This window comes from Microbacterium sp. lyk4-40-TSB-66, from assembly GCF_030209475.1.
In the GTDB taxonomy this organism is placed as follows: Bacteria; Actinomycetota; Actinomycetes; order Actinomycetales; family Microbacteriaceae; genus Microbacterium.
In genome coordinates this window covers 219,610-236,729 of record NZ_JARVRW010000004.1, presented here as the reverse complement: position 1 = coordinate 236,729, position 17,120 = coordinate 219,610, and the positions used below count along the sequence as shown (strand labels likewise).

The following is a 17,120-nucleotide window of genomic DNA, read 5'->3' as shown; positions in this document are numbered from 1 at the left end:
GCGTCACCACCGCCGGTGCCTGTGAACTTGGCGGATGTCCACGGAAATCACCGCGTCTTCCCCGGCCGACTCCGGCAAGCTCAAGCGCGTCGTCACGGGACCCCTGCTCTTCGCCTTCATCGTCGGCGACACGCTCGGCGCCGGCATCTACACGCTCGTCGGCTCGATGGCCACCGACGTCGGCGGGGTGATCTGGCTCCCGCTGCTCATCGCGCTCGTCGTGGCGCTGCTGACGGCCGGCACCTACGCCGAACTCATCACGAAGTACCCCCACGCCGGGGGTGCCGCCCGCTACGCCGAGCGCGCCTTCGGCATCCCGTACGTCTCGTTCCTGGTCGGCTTCCTCATGATGGCCTCCGGGATCACGACGGCGGCGTCGCTGGCCAACGCGTTCGCCGGCGATTACCTCGCGGCCCTCGTGGACCTCCCGCCCATCCCCACCGCGATCGCCTTCATCACGATCCTCACGCTCATCAACCTGCGGGGCGTTCGCGAGTCGCTCGGGGCGAACCTCGTGGCATCCGTGATCGAGGTCACCGGTCTCGTCATCGTCATCGTCGTGGCCGCGATGGTCTTCGGCAGCGGAGGCGGCGAGCCGGCGCGCATCTTCGAGTTCGCACCCGACGTGCCACCGCTCCAGGGTGCGTTCGCCGCCTCGGTGATCGCGTTCTTCTCGTTCCTCGGCTTCGAGGCCGCGGCGAACATGGCGGAAGAGGTCAAGAACCCCTCACGCACGTACCCGCGCGCCCTGTTCGGCGCGATCGCGACGGCGGCGGTGGTCTACCTGCTGATCGCCCTCGGCGCGGCGATCGTCCTGCCGCCCGCCCAGCTCGCCGAGTCGACCGGACCGTTGCTCGACGTCGTCGCGGCCAGCGGCGTCGCGATCCCCGCGTGGTTGTTCAGCACGATCGCGCTCGTGGCGATCGCCAACGGTGCGCTGCTGTTCATGGTCATGGCCAGCCGCGTCGGCTTCGGGCTCGCCGAGTCGGGTCTGCTCCCCCAGGCGTTCTCGCGCGTGCTGCCGCGGCGCCGCACGCCGTGGGTCTCGATCGTGGTGGTGGGTGCCGCGACGATCGCCCTCTCGTTCGTCGGCGACGTCGCGACCCTGGCAGAGACGACCGTTCTCCTGCTGCTGCTGGTGTTCCTGGCGGCGAACGTGAGCGTGCTGGTGCTGAAGAAGGACGAGGTGGCGCACGAGCACTTCCGCGTTCCCCGCGTCGTCCCGGTACTGGCGATCATCGCCAGCATCGTGCTGCTCACGCAGCAGACGGGAATCGTCTGGCTCGGCGCGCTCGGCTACATCGCGGTCGGATCCGTGCTGTTCCTCGTCGCGCGGGCCGGCCGTCGGCGGGCCGAGCGCCGGGCGGCGTCGCACTGAGCGCGGTTGCGTCCCACGTCGAAGGGACGCACGTCGACCGGATGCCGTGAGCTTCGACGCCCAACGGCATCCGGAGTCGCACGGAGCGAGGTCGAGTGCGCCGCGGAAGCGGAGGCGCGTGAACGAGCCGCCGGCGGCGGCGAGCCGGTTGCACGCAGCGAACGAGCGTGAGCCACCGCGGCGGAAGCGCGTCGACGGGATGCCACGGGCGTCCCGGGCGGCGTCCCCGGTCGCGGAGGCGGAGCGCCGCACGGAACCCGACGGCCGTGAAGCCGCCGCCGGCAGCCACGGTCAGCGCGAGAGGACGTAGACCAGCTCGAGCGAACCCACCTCGGACACAGTGACCTCGGCGCCGATGTCGACGCCCATGAACGCCACCGTGGGGAGGGTCATCGACGTCGCGACGCCCTCGTTCCGTGCCGCCGCACCGACCTGCTCCGCGAGGGTGGCGATATCGGCATCCGACCATCCCCATTGACCCGCACGCGCGCGGAGATCGGCCTCCATCGCCGTCCACGCTCCCGACGACGCCGACACGACGGCCACCTGTGCGAGCGCACCGCCCACCGTGACGAGCGAGAACCGCGTCACCCCGCTGAAGCGGAGGTCGTCTCCGTTCGTTCGCACCTCGATGGGGAGGGGAACGAGCGTGTCGACGATGGTGGAGCCGTCGCCGGGGAGCCCGAGATCGGCGGCGGACGCCGGCGCTCCCAGATCGACGGTCACCAGACGCTGTCGGTTGAAGAAGTCCTGGCCGGCCCGGTCGAAGCGCGACTGACCGTCGGAGAGCTGCTGGTCGGCCGAGGCCACGGGGTCGTCCTCGGTCCACCAGGAGTTCGTCATGGCGTACGCGCCGAGGCCGACCACCGCGCAGATGATCACGGCGATTCCGAGCGTGATCGCCGTCAGCAGGCGGTTCTTGCGCTTCGCGCGCGCGCTCGGCGACTCACGCCGGGGAGGCGAAGCGGTGGACGTCATGCATCCTGCCTAACACGATGCGGCGCGCGCTACCACCCTGACGGTGCTCGTCAGCCGTCCGGAACGACGTGTCCGGGGGCGTCCGGGAGGGGACTCCCCGGCTGGGTGCGCGGCCCCGCAAGAGCCACCGGAAACCAAAACCTCCCCCGGCGGACTGCCGAAGGAGGGAATGATTCTCGTGCACTTAATGCTTCTGAAAGTGGCTGGGGTACCTGGACTCGAACCAAGAACAACGGAACCAGAAACCGCCGTGTTGCCAATTACACCATACCCCAAGGCGCTGAGCCGGAACTCGTGCCGAGGGACAAGCTTACGTGAGATGCCGGGGTGAGCAAAATCGGGGCCGTCCGCGCGCGTCGCGCGACGCGGGATCTCGCAGGAACGCGCGATGCTCGCAGCTTCTCAAACGAAGTCTGCGAGCATCGCGCACCTCTGCGAGGATCGCGTATCTCGGGTGAGATCGTGCTCGCGGCGAGAACCACTGCCCCCGCGACGTTCGCGGCCCCGCGCGAACCGCGCACCCCTACGAGCACGACGCGTGCCCGGTCAAACGGCGCGTGCCCGGCCGAACGGCGCGAGCCCGTCCGAACGGCGCGAGCCCGGCCGAACGGCGCGAGCCCGGTCGAACGGCGCGTGCCCGGTTGAGCCGCGCGCCCGGCAACCGTCCCACCCGCTCCCCCACGCACGAACGCCGCGATCCTCGCGGGCTCCCGTCGGAGTCCTGCGGGGATCGCGGCGCTCTGCGCGGAATGCGCGTCAGCCCAGGTGGGCCGCCAGAGCGGAGAGGCGTCGCAGGCTCTCGTCTTTGCCCAGCAGCTCCATGGACTCGAACAGCGGCGGCGACACGCGGCGACCGGTCAGCGCGACGCGGGGCGGGCCGTAGGCGACGCGGGGCTTGAGGCCCAGCTCGTCGACGAGGGCCGTCGACAGGGCCTGCTGCACGCCTGCGGCAGTGAAGTCGTCCACACCCTCCAGGGCACGGACGGACGCCGTGAGCACCTCGGCCGCGTTCGCGGGGAGCCCCTTCATCGCGTCATCGGCGTACTCGACCTCTGCGACGAAGAGGAACCCGAGCATGCCCGGCACCTCGCCCAGCAGTTGCACGCGCTCCTGCACGAGGGGCGCCGCCTGGGCGATGAGCGCGCGGTGCTCGGCCGACGGTTCTTCGGCGATGAACCCCGCACCGGCGAGGTAGGGGACGATCCGGGCCGCGAAATCGTCGGCATCCAGCAGGCGTATGTGGTCGCCGTTGATCGCCTCGGCCTTCTTCTGGTCGAAGCGCGCGGGGTTGGGGTTGACGTCGGCGATGTCGAACGCGGCGATCATCTCGTCGAGCGAGAAGACGTCGCGGTCGCTCGCCAGCGACCAGCCGAGGAGCGAGAGGTAGTTGAGCAGCCCCTCGTGGATGAAGCCCTTCTCGCGCTGCAGGAACAGGTCGGCCTGCGGGTCGCGCTTGGACAGCTTCTTGTTCCCCGTCTCGCCCAGCACCAGCGGCATGTGACCGAAGCGGGGGATGAACGTCGTGACCCCGGCATCCACCAGGGCCGAGTACAGCGCGAGCTGACGGGCCGTCGAGGGCATGAGGTCCTCGCCGCGGATGACGTGGGTGATGCCCATGAGCGCGTCGTCGACCGGGTTCACGAACGGGTAGAGGGGCACTCCCCCGGCGCGCACGAGCACGAAGTCGGGGAAGGATCCGGCCGGGAAGGTGACCTCACCGCGGATCAGGTCGTCGTAGCTCAGGTCGTGGTCGGGCACGCGCAGGCGCCAGGCGGGCTGGCGCCCCTCGGCACGGAACGCGGCCTTCTGCTCATCGGTCAGCCCGCGGTCGAAGTTGTCGTAGCCCAGCTGCTTCGCGCGACCGTTCGCCTCATTGCGGGCGTCGATCTCTTCGGCGGTCGAGTAGCTCTCGTACACCGCTCCCGCCGCGACGAGCTTGTCGAGCACCTCGCGGTACAGCTCGTGACGCTGCGACTGGCGGTAGGGCGCGTGGGGGCCGCCGACCTCGACGCCCTCGTCCCAGTCGATGTTCATCCACCGCAGCGCGTCGAGCAGCTGCTGGTAGCTCTCTTCGCTGTCGCGGGCGGCGTCGGTGTCTTCGATGCGGAAGACGAGTTTGCCGCCGTTGTGCCGGGCGTAGGCCCAGTTGAACAGGACGGTGCGGATGAGACCTACGTGCGGCAGACCCGTCGGAGACGGGCAGAAGCGGACGCGAACGTCGGCGCCGGAGGCGGTCGTGGTGCGGGGATCGGGCGTGGCAGACATCCCCTCGATCCTACCGGCGGCGCGTCGCGCGACCCGAGGGGTGGGGATAGTCCGCGAGCACCTCGGTCACGGCATCGAGGGCCACTCCCACCGCGGGCACCTTCTCGGCCCCGCGGGCGGTGACGACGTGCAGGGTGCGCGCCTCGGCATCCGGAAGGCGGGGAACGGCGATGCCCGAGAGCAGGGGCATGGATGCCACGGCCATGCGCGGCAGGATCGCCACGCCCACGCCCTGGGCGACGAGGTTCTCGACGGCGATGTAGTTGTCGGTCTCGAACGCGATGTCGGGCACGAACCCGGCGCGTGCGCATGCCTCGAGCAGATGGCCGCGGCACTGCGGGCATCCGGCGATCCAGCGCTCCTCCGCCAGGCGCGACAGGTCGATCGGGCCCTCGGCGGCCGGGTGGTCGACCGGGAGCACGAGCACCGTGTCGTCGCCGCCGACCGTGCGGACGGCGAGTCCCGTGGCCGCGAGGTCGAGTTCGCGGCGGTCGCCGGGGTAGCTGTAGGTGAGGGCGATGTCGGCGCGGTCCTCGCGCACCGCAACGATCGCCTCGGGAGGCTCGGCCTCGACGAAGCTGATCGACACGCCGGGCCGGCGGGCCGTCACCGCCGCGATCACGCGCGGCACGACCGTCGACGACGCGGAGGGGAAGGCCGCGATGCGCACCCGACCCGCGCGGAGCCCCCGGAGCTCTGCGAGGTCGCCCGCCGCGGCATCCAGCGCCGTCGTCACCGCCGCGGCGTGCCGGGCGAGGACGCGGCCGGCTTCGGTCAGGCGCACGCCGCGCCCGACGCGCTCGACGATGGGCATGCCCGCGCGGCGTTCGAGGCGACGCAGCTGCTGGCTCACCGCGGGTTGGCTGTAGCCGAGCTGACGCGCCGCGGCCGTGATCGACCCCGTGTCGGAGATCGCCTTCACGACCCGCAGGGAGTGGGCGTCGAGGTCGTCGTCGGCATCCGTCACACCGATACATAAGCAGACGCGATGGTTTTCATGCAACACCTGTCCTGGTGCAATGAACGCGCTCGCGGGACCCTGGACCCATGACCACCCTCGCATCGCACTTCACCGGCGGCCGCGATTACCTCGCCGCGTGCACGCTCGGCCTCCCCCCGCGCGCGACCGTTCACGCCGTCCGCGCCGACCTGGATGCCGCGGCATCCGGTCGCCCGGACATCGCCGCGGCGTCGCGCGCCGTCGAAGACGCCCGCTCGGCCTACGCGCGTCTGGTCCATTCCCCCGTCGGCGACGTCGCCATCGCGTCGCAGACCTCGGTGATGGTGTCCCTCATCGCCGCCTCCCTCCCCGATGGCGCCGAGGTGCTCTGCCCCGAGGGTGACTTCTCGTCGCTCGTCGCGCCGTTCGCACACGCCGGTCGTGGCATCCGCCTACGCACGGCACCGCTCGCTGAGCTCGCCGACGCCGTGACGAGCGGCACCGCGCTCGTGGCGTTCTCTCTCGTGCAGTCGGCGACGGGAGAGGTGGCGGATGCCGCCGGCATCGCCGCCGCGGCGACCCGCGCAGGCGCCCGCACGCTGTGCGACCTCACCCAGGCGGCGGGCTGGCTGCCGGTCGACGCCACACTGTTCGATGCGACCGTCTGCCACGCGTACAAGTGGCTGTGCTGCCCGCGCGGCGTCGGCTTCCTGACCGTGAACCCGTCCTTCGCCGCGACGCTGCGTCCCGTGCAGGCGGGGTGGTACGCGGGCGACGATCCCTGGTCGTCGTGCTACGGCACCGGGGGCACTCTCGCCCCGGACGCCCGCCGCTTCGACGTCTCACCGGCGTGGCAGGCCTTCGTCGGCGCCGCCCCCGCGCTCGGATTGTTCGCCGACGCCGACATCACCGACCTGCACGCCCATGCGACGGGCCTCGCAGCCCGCTTCCGTGCGGGGCTCGGCCTCGCTCAGCCCGCGCGAGCGTCGGCGATCGTCACGTGGCCGGATGCCACGGGTGAGGCGCTGGCACGGCTGACGGCCCGGGGCATCACGGCGTCGGGCCGAGCGGGTCGAGCGCGGGTGGCGTTCCACGTGTTCAACGACGACGGCGACGTGGATCGGGCGCTCGCCGCGCTCGGTGCCGCTTCCATCGCCGCGCCCGCGCCCGCCTCCGCCTCGCTGAGCTACTCCATCTGACCGTGCCGCGGCGGCCGCGCATCGCCGCCCTGCACGCTCGCCGGCGCCGGTAGCCGCGGTGCTTTCAGCCCCGCCGGCCAGCGCAGTGCCGAATCCCGGAAATCTCTCTCGCCGACACTTGACACGGCACTCTTGACCTCGGACGCGGGCTGACAATCCGGAGCTCGGCACGGCTCGCGCGCCCGACTCGGTGGGCCTGGTCAGACCCTGACGGGCCGCGCGCGCGTGGAAGCCACAGCCAGGCAGACCACCGCGATGGGGACGAACGCCCAGAACGCGAGACCCCCGTAGCCGACGAGACCCAGGATGAGACCCGCGAGCACCGACCCGACGGCGGCACAGCCGGTCATGAGCGTGTCGCTGCGTCCTTGCCGCCGAGGGCGTGCGGCGAGCGGCGTCGCCTCCGTGAGTAGGGCCGAACCCGCGACGGTGGCCGCGCTCCAGCCGAGGCCGAGGAGCAGCAGCGCGATGAGGACGCCCGCCTGCGAGTCCGCGGCGGTGGACGCGACGGTGAGGGCCGCCGCCAGGAGCACCTGCCCGAGGAAGATGACGGGGATGCGACCGACGCGGTCGGCGAGGATGCCGAAGACCGGAGACAACCCGTACATCCCGAACACGTGCAGCGAGATCGTCACTCCGACGGCGACGGTCACGGCATCCGGGGCCACGATGTGCGACAGGTGCACCGGGGTCATCGCCATCACGGCGGCCATCGTGACGTGCGAGGCTGCCACCGCGAGCATCGCGAAACGGGCGACGCGCGGCCGATCGATTTCTGACGAGGGCAGCGCCGTCGGCGCCCTCTCGCGGTCGATCCGTTGTGCGAGCAGCAGGGGGTCGGGGCGCAGGACCAGGACGTACAGCGCGAACGCGCACGCCTGGGCGAGGAGCGAGAAGAGGTAGGCGCCCGTGAGCCGGGGCATGCCGATGCTCGCGCCCAGAAGTTCGCCCGGTGCCAGGAGCAGCGGACCCACGACGCCGCCCACCGTGGTCGCCCAGACCACCGTCGCGAGGTCGCGGCCGCGTCGGGCCGTGGTGGAGAGATCCGTGGCGGCGAAACGCGACTGCAGGGTGGCGGCGTTGCCCGCACCGATGAGCGCGATGCCGACGAGGAGCAGGGGGAACGTGCGCGTCGCCGCCGCGAGGATGACGAGGGCGATACCGCTGAGGGCTGCGATGTTGCCGGTCGTGAGCGCGACCCGGCGCCCCCGACGCGCGGCGAGGCGCGCCAGCGGGATCGCCGTCAGGGCAGCACCGAGGGTCACCGACGCCGTGGCGAAACCCGAGAGCGATTCTTCGCCCGAGAGGTCGGCGGCGAGGAGCGCCCCCAGCGACAGCGTCGAACCGAAGGCGACACCGCTGAGCACCTGTCCGGCCGCCAGCACCCGCACCGTGCGGCGTTGCGCGGCGACGACATCGATCGCCGCGGACGCCGCGAGGTCAGGCATCGCGCGCGGTGTTGCGCAGGATCCCGATGCCCTCGATCTCGACCTCGATCGTGTCGCCCGCGTCGAACGACCCGATCCCCGCGGGGGTGCCCGTGAGGATCAGGTCTCCGGGCAGCAGCGTGAACACCGCCGACGCGTAGGCGATGAGTGCCGGGATGCCGTGGATCATGTCGGACACGGGGCCGTTCTGGCGCACCTCGCCGTTGACCCGCGTGGTGATGACCGCCGCGTCGAGATCGAGGTCGGTCTCGATGACCGGTCCGACCGGGCAGAACGTGTCGAAGCCCTTCGCGCGCGACCACTGGCCGTCGCTGCGCTGCAGATCGCGCGCGGTGACGTCGTTGGCGACGGTGTAGCCGAGGATGTAGTCGCTCGCGCGCTCGGCGGGGACGTTCTTCGCGACGCGACCGATGACGACGGCGAGCTCGCCCTCGTAATCGGTGTGGGAGCTCAGTGCCGTGGGACGCACGATGGCGTCGCCCGGGCCGATGACCGACGTGTTCGGCTTGAGGAACATGAGCGGTTCGGCGGGGGCTTCGCTGCCCATCTCGGCGGCGTGATCGCGGTAGTTCTTCCCGATGCACACGACCTTGGAGCGTGGGATGACCGGGGCGAGCAGGGCGACCTCGGTGAGGGGCACGCGTTCTCCCGTGGTGTCGAACCCGGCGAACATCGGGTCGCCGGCGAGCACGACGAGTTCGCCGACGTCGACGATCCCGTAGCGAATGGCATCCTGGTGGCTGAATCGTGCGATCTTCACCGGATCAGCCTATCCGCGAGGTCCGACACCTGCCGGGGACTGTCCACAGCCCGCAGCGTCGCCCGCTTCAGCGCCGCCTCGCGCTCCGCCCGCCCCCGGGTCGCGGGACGCGCGTGCCTGCCCCGGGCAGCGGGATGCGCGCGCCCTCCCCGGGCAGCGGGACGCGCGCGCCCGCCTCGGGCAGCGGGACGCGCGCACCCGCCCGGGTCGCGGGGCGCCTACGCCGGCCGGGGGCAGCGGGACGCGCGTGCCGGACCCGGGCAGCGGGACGCGCGCGCCCGCCCGTGCAACAGAACGCGCACGCCCGCCCCGGGTCGCGGGACGCATGCGCCGGCCCCGGGCAGCGGGACGCCCACGCCGGCCGGGGCAGCGAGGGGCGCGTGCCGGCCCCGCAACTGGCGTACGCGCCCCGGGGGCACGCATAAACACGATCCGTGTCGATAAACAGGCCCTGACCGTGTTTATCGGCACGCTTCGTGTTTATGAGCGAGGGGCGCGTTCGTGGGCTCGACTCGAGGACGTGGGCGCGAAGCGCGTCCATGCCGCCGGAGCTCTGGAAGATCGGGCTTGACCCGCCCCGAAGCCCTGCAGGGTGCCGCACGAACGACGAAGGGACCCCCGGCATCCGGGAGCCCCTCCGTGTGCGACGCGTCAGGCGTCGAGCCGGTACAACCAGCCGTGCTTGTCTTCTGCGCGGCCGTACTGGATGTTCGTCAGCTCCTCGCGCAACTCGAGGGCGAGCGTGCCGCTGGGCTGCTCGTCGATGAAGTCGCGCCCCTTGAGCGTGCCGATGGGGGTGACGACGGCGGCGGTGCCGCAGGCGAACACCTCGACGATGTCTCCGGATGCCACTCCCTCGCGCCACTCCGTCAGCGAGACGTTGCGTCCCTCGACGTGGTGTCCGCGGTCACGGGCCAGCTGCAGGAGCGAGTCGCGCGTGATGCCCTCGAGGATCGAGTCGGACTGCGGGGTGACGATGGTGCCGTCCTTGTAGACGAAGACGACGTTCATGCCGCCGAGTTCTTCGACGTTGCGGTCCTGGTCGAGGAACACGACCTGGTCGCACTCGTTCTCGTAGGCCTCGGACTGCGGCAGCAGGCTGGCGGCGTAGTTTCCCCCGGTCTTGGCCGCTCCCGTGCCGCCCTTGCCGGCGCGCGAGTAGTCCTCGCTGAGCCAGATCGACACCGGCTTCACGCCGCCCTTGAAGTAGGCGCCCGCGGGGCTGGCGATCAGGTAGTACGCGACCTTGTGCGCGGGGCGGACGCCGAGGAACGCCTCTTTGGCGAACATGAACGGGCGCAGGTACAGGCTCTGGTCGGCACCCGAGGGGACCCACGCGCCGTCGACGGCGATGAGCTCGCGCAGCGACTGCAGGAAGTACGGCACCGGCAGCTCGGGAAGCGCCAGGCGGCGGGCCGAACGCTGCAGACGGCGCCCGTTCTGGTCGGGGCGGAAGGTGTGCACCGAGCCGTCGGCGTGACGGTAGGCCTTGATGCCCTCGAAGATCTCCTGACCGTAATGCAGGACGGCCGCGGCCGGGTCGAGCGAGATCGGGCCGTAAGGCGAGACCCGCGGCCGGTGCCAGCCGCCGCGGACCGACCAGCAGATGTCGACCATGTGGTCGGTGAAGCTCTGTCCGAAGCCGGGGCTGGCCAGGATCGCGTCGCGGTCGGCGTTGCTCTTGGCCGTGAGGTTACGGGTGACGGCGAACTCGAGCGGGTCGAGTCCGGTGTCGGGGTCGGTGTCGATGGTGGTCATCTGTGAGTCCAAAACTGTTCGATGCGCGGGGGCGATACAGGCCGATCCGTCCAGGTTACGCCTGGACTCCCCCGACGATGGCGTCGCCGATCTCGGCGGTGGTGCGCGCGCCGTCGCGGCTCGCGATGTCGTTCTCAACCGCGCGGGTGACGCGGGCGGCTTCGTCGGTGAGCCCGAGGTGATCGAGCAGGAGGGCGACGGAGAGGATCGCGGCCGTGGGGTCGGCCTTCTGGGTACCCGCGATGTCGGGCGCCGATCCGTGGACGGGCTCGAACATCGAGGGGAACGCGCCGTCGGGGTTGATGTTGCCCGATGCGGCGAGGCCGATGCCTCCGGTGACGGCGCCGGCCAGGTCGGTCAAGATGTCGCCGAAGAGGTTGTCGGTGACGATCACGTCGAATCGGCCCGGGTTCGTGACCAGGAAGATGGTTGCCGCGTCGACGTGGAGGTAGTCTACGTCGACCCCCGGGAACTCGGATGCCACGGCATCCACGATCCGCTTCCACATGCTGCCTGAGTGCACGAGCACGTTCGTCTTGTGCACGAGCGTGAGCTTGTGGCGGCGACGCTCCGCCAGGGCGAAGGCGTAGCGGACGACGCGCTCGACGCCGTAGGCGGTGTTGACCGATGTCTCGTTCGCGATCTCGTGCGGCGTGCCCCGGCGGATGGCGCCGCCGTTGCCGACGTACGGGCCCTCGGTGCCCTCGCGAACGACCACGAAGTCGATGTCGCCCGGGTCGGCGAGGGGCCCCGCCGCGCCCGGGTACAGCTTCGACGGGCGCAGGTTGACGTAGTGGTCGAGTTCGAAGCGGAGTTTGAGCAGCAGGCCGCGTTCGATGTTGGCGTCGGCCAGACGGGGGTCGCCGGGGACTCCCCCGACAGCGCCGAGCAGGATGGCGTCGTGCGAGGCGATCGCGGCCAGGTCGTCGTCGGTGAGGGTGTCGCCGGTGTCGAGGTATCGACCGGCCCCCAGGGAGAACGACGTCTTCTCGAACGCGACCTCCGAGCCAGCGGTGACCGCGTCGAGGACCTTCACCGCCTCGGCGACGACCTCGGGACCGATTCCGTCACCGGGGATGACGGCCAACTTCACGACACGCGACATCGCTCTCCTCCGAGCTCGGGCACGTCACTTCGTCGACGTGCTGCGGGTTCCTCCCAGGGTAGCGGCAGCGATCACCGCGGCCACGACGATCAGCGCCGCGCCGATCAGGGCCGTCACCACCACACCGGAGTCGAAGGCGTGCGCCGCCGCCGTGCGCAACGACTCGGCCAGCGCGGCGTCGTCGAGCGTGTTCGACACGGCCACCGCCCCGGCGAGCGTTTCGCGTGACGCGTCGGCCGCGGCCGCCGAGAGCCCCTCGGGCAGCACGAGCTGCGTGCGATAGAAGGCCGCGAGGATGCCTCCGAGCACCGCCGTGCCGAGCACCGCGCCCACCTCGTACGCGGTCTCGGAGACGGCGCTGGCCGCGCCCGCCTTGGCCGAGGGGGCGCTGGAGAGGATGAGCTCGTTCGACACGGTCTCGGCCGCCCCGATGCCGATGCCCAGCAACGAGAAGGCGACGATGAGCTGCACGAGGTCGGCGGTCGAGAGGGCGACCATGACGTAGGCCACCACGGAGAACGCGAGAGCCACCGGAACCACGACGCGCGGCGCGAAACGCTTGGCGACGGGAACCACCGCGAGCCCCGACACGATCATCAACGCGAGGCCCGGCACGAGGGCGAACCCGGCGGTCATCGGAGAGAGGCCGACGACGAGCTGCAGGTGCTGTGCGACGAAGTAGAGGAAGCCGACCAGCCCGACGACGCTCAACAAGTTGACCAGGATGGCCCCCGAGAACGTGCCGCGGCGGAACAGCGACATGTCGAGCATCGGCGCGGCCGCGCGGTTCTGCCGGCGCACGAACAACCAGCCGAAGACGACACCCACGACGAACAGGACGGGAGCGAGCGACACCGGACCCTCGACCGCGAGCTTCTTGATGCCGTAGACGATGGGCACCATCGTCGCCAGCGACAGCACGACACTCACGGCGTCGAAACGGCCGGGGGCCGGGTCGCGACTCTCAGGGACGAAGAACGGTGCGAGCACGAGCAGCGGCACGAGAACGGGCACTGCCATGAGGAAAACCGACCCCCACGAGAAATGCTCGAGCAGGAAACCGCCGACGATGGGCCCGAGCGCGGCACCCGCCGAGAAGCCCGACGCCCAGATCGCGATGGCGAAACGTCGCTCGTCACGGTCGCGGAAGATGCTGCGCAGCAGCGACAGGGTCGACGGCATCAGCATGGCCCCGAAGACACCCATCAGGGCGCGACCCGCGATGAGCAGCACCGCGGTCGGAGCGAACGCCGAAAGTGCCGACACCGCGGCGAACCCCGTGGCGCCGATCAGCAGCATGCGCTTACGACCGAACCGGTCGCCCAGCGTTCCCATCGTCACCAGCAGACCCGCCAGGACGAGCGGGTAGACGTCGATGATCCACAGCTGCTCGATGCTCGAGGGCTGCAGGTCGAGGGCGATCTCGGGCAGCGCGAAGCTCAGCACCGTGTTGTCGACCGAGACGAGCAGCACGGGCAGCATGAGCACCGCCAACGCGAACCAACCGCGCCAGCCGGCGCGGGTCACGGTGATCTCTTGGGTGGGCAACGACGAGATGAGCATTCTTCCGATCCGTTTCTTAACCGTCCAGCCGGTATAGTATCAGAGTCAGCCCGATGACCACCAGTACGATCGAGAAGCCATGAGCCGCCCCCCACTCGCCCGCGACGCCGTCCTCGACGCGTTCACGCGCATCCTCGTCGACGAGGGCGAGCGCGCCGCGACGATGGATGCCACCGCCCGCACCGCGGGTGTGTCCAAGGGCGGGCTGCTCTACCACTTCAATTCGAAGAGCGCCCTGGAGGCCGCCCTCGTCGAGCGCCTCGAACGGCTGGCGCAGGAAGACGTCGACGAGATCGAGAAGTCCGACGAAGGGGTCGTTGCGGCGCATCTCCGCTCGTCGCAGAACACCGGCTCCCCGCTCGATGTGACGATCCTCGCGGTGTCACGTCTCGCGCAGAACGGTAGCGACGCCGCCTCGGCATCGCTGCGCCGGGTACGGGAGCTGTGGGAAGAGAGCCTGCGCTCCCACACGCGCGACGAGACCGCGCTGCAGATGGTGCTGCTCGTCAGCGACGGACTGTACTTCAACGCGGTGCTCGACCTGAACGCCGTCGCCGGCCCGCAGCTCGAGGGCGCGGAGCTCGACAAGCTCATCTCCGCGGTCGTCGCGGCCACGACCTGACGCGGGCGCACCGCGCGGCCTCTCCGGCCCTGACGGGCCCACGCTGCGGCCGACCGACGGCCCCCCGCGCATCCGCCCCGCGGCATCCCGCGCCTATGCGCCCATCCCCGGACGCGCCGATCGCGCGCGCGAGTTCGGGACGGGGGGAATCGGCGGCGGGAGGACGCCCCACTCTCCAGGGATCCTCCGCTCCCCGAATCTCCTCCGCTCCGCGAAAACAGACAGGCGGTAAGGCCTCGCGCGAACCGTCGAGCGCTCGAGAAACGGAAGGAGGGGGCCGCCGCAGCGACCCCCTCCCCCGACGATCTTGCGGCGTCAGTCCTCGACGATGTCGATCTGGCGGAACAGGTCGGCGCCGACGGCCTCGCGCATGGCGCCGAGGATGTCGTCGGGCACCGGCGAGTCGACGGTGAGCACCGAGAGCGCCCGGCCCGTGGCATCCGGAGCCGCCACCTGGAGACCTGCGATGTTGATGCCCGCCTCGCCCAGCTTCTGGCCGTAGATGGCGACGATGCCGGGGCGGTCGGCGTAGCGCATGACGAGGTGGTGCTTCTCGATGGGCACCTCGATGTCGTAGCCGTTGATCGCGACGACCTTGGGCACCATACGCGTTCCGGCGAGAGTGCCGGCGACGGTGAGGGTCGAGCCGTCGGCCAGGGTGCCGCGCAGGATGGTGATGTTGCGGTACAGGGGGCTCTCGGCCTCGACGACCAGACGAGCCTCGACGCCGCGCTGCTCGGCGAACAGCGGCGCGTTCACGTACGAGACGCTCTCGCTCACGATGCGGCTGAAGTAGCCCTTGAGCGCCGCGAGACGGTAGACGCTGACGTCGTACTGGGCGAGTTCGCCGCGCACCTCGATGTCGAGGCTGGTGAGGGCGCTGTCGGCCAGGCCGCTGAAGAACTGACCGAGCATCTCGACGAGCGCGATGCCGGGACGCACGAACGGGTCGATGGCGCCACCGGCGACGTTCACGGCATCCGGAACGAGGTCGCCCTCGAGCGCGAGCTTGACCGAGCGGGCGACCGAGACGCCCGCCTTCTCCTGCGCCTCTTCGGTGCTGGCGCCCAGGTGGGGCGTGACGACGACGTTGGGCAGGTCGAGGAGCCTGCGGGCCGGTCCCCCCTCGACGGGGGGCTCGGACGAGAACACGTCGAGTCCGGCGCCGGCGATCTCACCGGTGGTGAGGGCGTCGAACAGCGCCTCCTCGTCGATGAGCCCACCGCGGGCGACGTTGATCACGTAGGCCGACTTCTTCATGCGGCGCAGCTGCTCGGCGCCGATCATGCCCGTGGTCTCGGGGGTCTTCGGCATGTGGATCGTCACGAAGTCGCTCTGCTCGAGCAACTCGTCGAGCGAGACGAGCTGCACCCCCAGCTGCTGCGCGCGGGTGGCGGTGACGTAGGGGTCGTACGCGATGACGCGCATGTCGAAGCCCTGCAGGCGGGCGGCGATGAGGGCGCCGATCCGGCCGAGGCCGATGATGCCGATCGTCTTCTCGAACAGCTCGGTGCCGGTGAACGAGCTGCGCTTCCACAGCCCCTGCGCCAGCGAGGCGTGGGCGGCGGGGATACGGCGGGCGAGGCTGAGGACGTGCCCGACGGTGAGCTCGGCGGCGGAGATGATGTTCGACGTCGGCGCGTTGACGACCATCACGCCGGCCGCGGTGGCCGACTTGATGTCGACGTTGTCGAGGCCGACACCGGCGCGGGCGACCACCTTCAGCGACGGCGCGGCGGCGAGGGCCTCGGCGTCGATCTGGGTGGCCGAGCGCACCAGCACCGCGTGCGCGTCGGCCAGAGCCGAGAGCAGCGCGGGGCGGTCGGTCCCGTCGACGTTACGCACGTCGAAGTCGGGGCCGAGCGCGTCGATCGTGGCGGGAGAGAGTTCTTCGGCGATGAGCACGACGGGCTTCGTCACGGATGCGTCCTTCGAAACGGTGCTGGGGACTGGCGCGCACCGCCGCGCATCACCGGCGCGAGCCGGGCGCGCGACCCGTGCGGGCCGTCTGCCAGCCTAGCGCGGAGGCGAGGACGCCCCCGACCGTGTGACGGCGGGCGGCGGGTGCCGGGGCCTCGGGGCCGTTGGCAGCGGTGCGCCGCGGCACAAGCGTGGCGACCCGCCATCGGCCCACGACCGGGGAGCACCGGCTCGGTGAGTCAGCCCCCGTACAGCCCGTACGACGTCGTTCCGTAGCCGACGATCGCCAGCCAGAACGCCGCCGACACCGTCAATCCGGCGAGCAGAACGATCGCGAACTCCCCCGCTCGACGTCTCGCGCCGATCGCGAAGGCCACGCCGAACGCGATGAGGGGGAACGCGATGGGCAGGATGTAGACGAACCATCCCAGGCCGTTCAGCCCGAGGGGCCCGTTCACCTGCTGGATCAGCAACGCGACCGAGCTCCACACGACGTAGGCGTAGAAGAGTCCGAACACCCCGGCGATGGTCACGACCAGCCAGGTGGGCAGATGGCGGGTGCGCACGGTCTCGCTCATGCGAAGGCTCCCAACGACAGGAAGGGCCAGGGAACGAGCAGCACGATTCCGAGGATGAGCAGCAGGAAGCGCTGCCAGGTGCGCCACGACCGCGTCAGCGCCAACACCGCGACGAACCACACGAGGGGGGCGAGGGCGGCGCCGATGGTCAGAGCGATCAGGGTGACGGAGGGGATGGGCAACCCCAGACCCTGCAGTCGGAACCCGGCGACGAGCCAGCCGACGGCGAACAGCAGGAAGGTCGCGGCGACCATCCCGATCCCGATGAGCCCGGCGTTGCCCAGAGGCCTCTGGTGAGCGGCATCCGGCTCGTCGTCCTCGGACTCGATGTCGACGGCTTCGGGATGCCGGGACACCGGCTCCGCGGACGAGGAACGGGGCTGCAGGGGTGCGGGGGCAGGCTGCAGGGGCTCCGGGCTACGAGCCTCTCTCGGCGCCGGGTCGGGCGGGGACGCCCCGCGAGTGGCCCGCTCGGGGGCGGCCTTCTCGCCGACGTCGAGCGTCGGGTCGTCGTCACCGCCCCAGGAGAGGGCGTCGTCATCACGCGGAGTGCTCACGCGTCCACGGTAGCGGCGCTCCCCCGCCGCCGGCGCGCGCCCCGCCGCA

The 17,120-nt window shown here is 71.0% G+C and carries 14 protein-coding genes and 1 tRNA gene; 3 read left to right on the top strand and 12 right to left on the bottom strand.

Annotated elements, in window-relative coordinates; translation table 11 throughout:
• The first annotated feature begins 34 nt into the window (after window positions 1-34).
• Entirely contained in the window at window positions 35-1,378 is a 1,344-nt protein-coding gene (locus QRO03_RS08670; RefSeq protein ID WP_285137114.1) for an APC family permease, read from the top strand.
• A 291-nt stretch (window positions 1,379-1,669) separates the two neighbouring features.
• On the opposite strand, the gene QRO03_RS08665 is transcribed toward QRO03_RS08670, so the two are convergent.
• From QRO03_RS08665 to QRO03_RS08650, 4 genes are all read right to left on the bottom strand, one after another.
• Window positions 1,670-2,356 carry a hypothetical protein gene (locus QRO03_RS08665; protein ID WP_285137113.1) on the bottom strand — a complete coding sequence of 229 codons (687 nt, stop codon included), beginning with the start codon at window positions 2,354-2,356 and terminating at the stop codon, window positions 1,670-1,672.
• 200 nt (window positions 2,357-2,556) lie between these two features.
• A tRNA-Gln gene (locus QRO03_RS08660) sits at window positions 2,557-2,631 on the bottom strand.
• Window positions 2,632-3,112: 481 nt separating this feature from the next.
• A complete protein-coding gene (gene gltX, locus QRO03_RS08655) occupies window positions 3,113-4,621 on the bottom strand; it encodes a glutamate--tRNA ligase (RefSeq protein WP_285137112.1) in 1,509 nt (502 codons plus the stop codon).
• Window positions 4,622-4,631: 10 nt separating this feature from the next.
• Complete coding sequence (locus QRO03_RS08650; RefSeq protein ID WP_285137323.1) at window positions 4,632-5,588, bottom strand: LysR family transcriptional regulator; 957 nt, start codon at window positions 5,586-5,588, stop codon at window positions 4,632-4,634.
• 80 nt (window positions 5,589-5,668) lie between these two features.
• Here QRO03_RS08650 and QRO03_RS08645 point away from each other — a divergent pair, with 80 nt between their 5' ends.
• Entirely contained in the window at window positions 5,669-6,760 is a 1,092-nt protein-coding gene (locus QRO03_RS08645; protein ID WP_285137111.1) for an aminotransferase class V-fold PLP-dependent enzyme, read from the top strand.
• 200 nt (window positions 6,761-6,960) lie between these two features.
• On the opposite strand, the gene QRO03_RS08640 is transcribed toward QRO03_RS08645, so the two are convergent.
• The 5 genes from QRO03_RS08640 to QRO03_RS08620 form a co-directional block, all read right to left on the bottom strand.
• Window positions 6,961-8,208: an MFS transporter gene (locus tag QRO03_RS08640; protein ID WP_285137110.1), complete on the bottom strand. Its 1,248-nt coding sequence runs from the start codon at window positions 8,206-8,208 to the stop codon at window positions 6,961-6,963.
• Entirely contained in the window at window positions 8,201-8,968 is a 768-nt protein-coding gene (locus QRO03_RS08635) for a fumarylacetoacetate hydrolase family protein (RefSeq protein ID WP_285137109.1), read from the bottom strand. The genes QRO03_RS08640 and QRO03_RS08635 overlap by 8 nt, the downstream gene beginning before the upstream one ends.
• 651 nt (window positions 8,969-9,619) lie before the next feature.
• The gene (locus QRO03_RS08630; protein ID WP_285137108.1) at window positions 9,620-10,726 is read right to left on the bottom strand and encodes a branched-chain amino acid aminotransferase; all 1,107 of its coding nucleotides are present in this window, start codon (window positions 10,724-10,726) and stop codon (window positions 9,620-9,622) included.
• Between the two features lie 55 nt (window positions 10,727-10,781).
• Window positions 10,782-11,831, bottom strand: a complete 1,050-nt coding sequence (locus QRO03_RS08625; RefSeq protein ID WP_285137107.1) for a 3-isopropylmalate dehydrogenase — start codon at window positions 11,829-11,831, stop codon at window positions 10,782-10,784.
• Window positions 11,832-11,855: 24 nt separating this feature from the next.
• Window positions 11,856-13,394 carry an MFS transporter gene (locus QRO03_RS08620; RefSeq protein WP_285137106.1) on the bottom strand — a complete coding sequence of 513 codons (1,539 nt, stop codon included), beginning with the start codon at window positions 13,392-13,394 and terminating at the stop codon, window positions 11,856-11,858.
• Between the two features lie 79 nt (window positions 13,395-13,473).
• On the opposite strand from QRO03_RS08620, the gene QRO03_RS08615 reads away from it, so the two are divergent.
• Window positions 13,474-14,016 (top strand): TetR/AcrR family transcriptional regulator, encoded by a 543-nt coding sequence (locus tag QRO03_RS08615; RefSeq protein ID WP_285137105.1) that lies wholly within the window; start codon window positions 13,474-13,476, stop codon window positions 14,014-14,016.
• Between the two features lie 315 nt (window positions 14,017-14,331).
• Here QRO03_RS08615 and serA read toward each other — a convergent pair whose 3' ends face one another.
• The 3 genes from serA to QRO03_RS08600 all read right to left on the bottom strand — a co-directional run bounded on the left by serA (window position 14,332) and on the right by QRO03_RS08600 (window position 17,071).
• A complete protein-coding gene (serA, locus tag QRO03_RS08610; RefSeq protein WP_285137104.1) occupies window positions 14,332-15,936 on the bottom strand; it encodes a phosphoglycerate dehydrogenase in 1,605 nt (534 codons plus the stop codon).
• A 239-nt stretch (window positions 15,937-16,175) separates the two neighbouring features.
• Complete coding sequence (locus tag QRO03_RS08605) at window positions 16,176-16,514, bottom strand: bacitracin resistance protein (protein WP_285137103.1); 339 nt, start codon at window positions 16,512-16,514, stop codon at window positions 16,176-16,178.
• Window positions 16,511-17,071: an ABC-2 family transporter permease gene (locus tag QRO03_RS08600; protein ID WP_285137102.1), complete on the bottom strand. Its 561-nt coding sequence runs from the start codon at window positions 17,069-17,071 to the stop codon at window positions 16,511-16,513. The genes QRO03_RS08605 and QRO03_RS08600 overlap by 4 nt, the downstream gene beginning before the upstream one ends.
• Window positions 17,072-17,120 lie beyond the last annotated feature (49 nt).

Bases quoted from the DNA above. Each gene is read 5' to 3' on its own strand.
- QRO03_RS08670 (WP_285137114.1), top strand. From the start codon at position 35: ATGTCCACGGAAATCACCGCGTCTTCCCCGGCCGACTCCGGCAAGCTC.
- QRO03_RS08665 (WP_285137113.1), bottom strand. From the start codon at position 2,356: ATGACGTCCACCGCTTCGCCTCCCCGGCGTGAGTCGCCGAGCGCGCGC.
- gltX (WP_285137112.1), bottom strand. From the start codon at position 4,621: ATGTCTGCCACGCCCGATCCCCGCACCACGACCGCCTCCGGCGCCGAC.
- QRO03_RS08645 (WP_285137111.1), top strand. From the start codon at position 5,669: ATGACCACCCTCGCATCGCACTTCACCGGCGGCCGCGATTACCTCGCC.
- QRO03_RS08640 (WP_285137110.1), bottom strand. From the start codon at position 8,208: ATGCCTGACCTCGCGGCGTCCGCGGCGATCGATGTCGTCGCCGCGCAA.
- QRO03_RS08630 (WP_285137108.1), bottom strand. From the start codon at position 10,726: ATGACCACCATCGACACCGACCCCGACACCGGACTCGACCCGCTCGAG.
- QRO03_RS08625 (WP_285137107.1), bottom strand. From the start codon at position 11,831: ATGTCGCGTGTCGTGAAGTTGGCCGTCATCCCCGGTGACGGAATCGGT.
- QRO03_RS08620 (WP_285137106.1), bottom strand. From the start codon at position 13,394: ATGCTCATCTCGTCGTTGCCCACCCAAGAGATCACCGTGACCCGCGCC.
- QRO03_RS08615 (WP_285137105.1), top strand. From the start codon at position 13,474: ATGAGCCGCCCCCCACTCGCCCGCGACGCCGTCCTCGACGCGTTCACG.
- QRO03_RS08605 (WP_285137103.1), bottom strand. From the start codon at position 16,514: ATGAGCGAGACCGTGCGCACCCGCCATCTGCCCACCTGGCTGGTCGTG.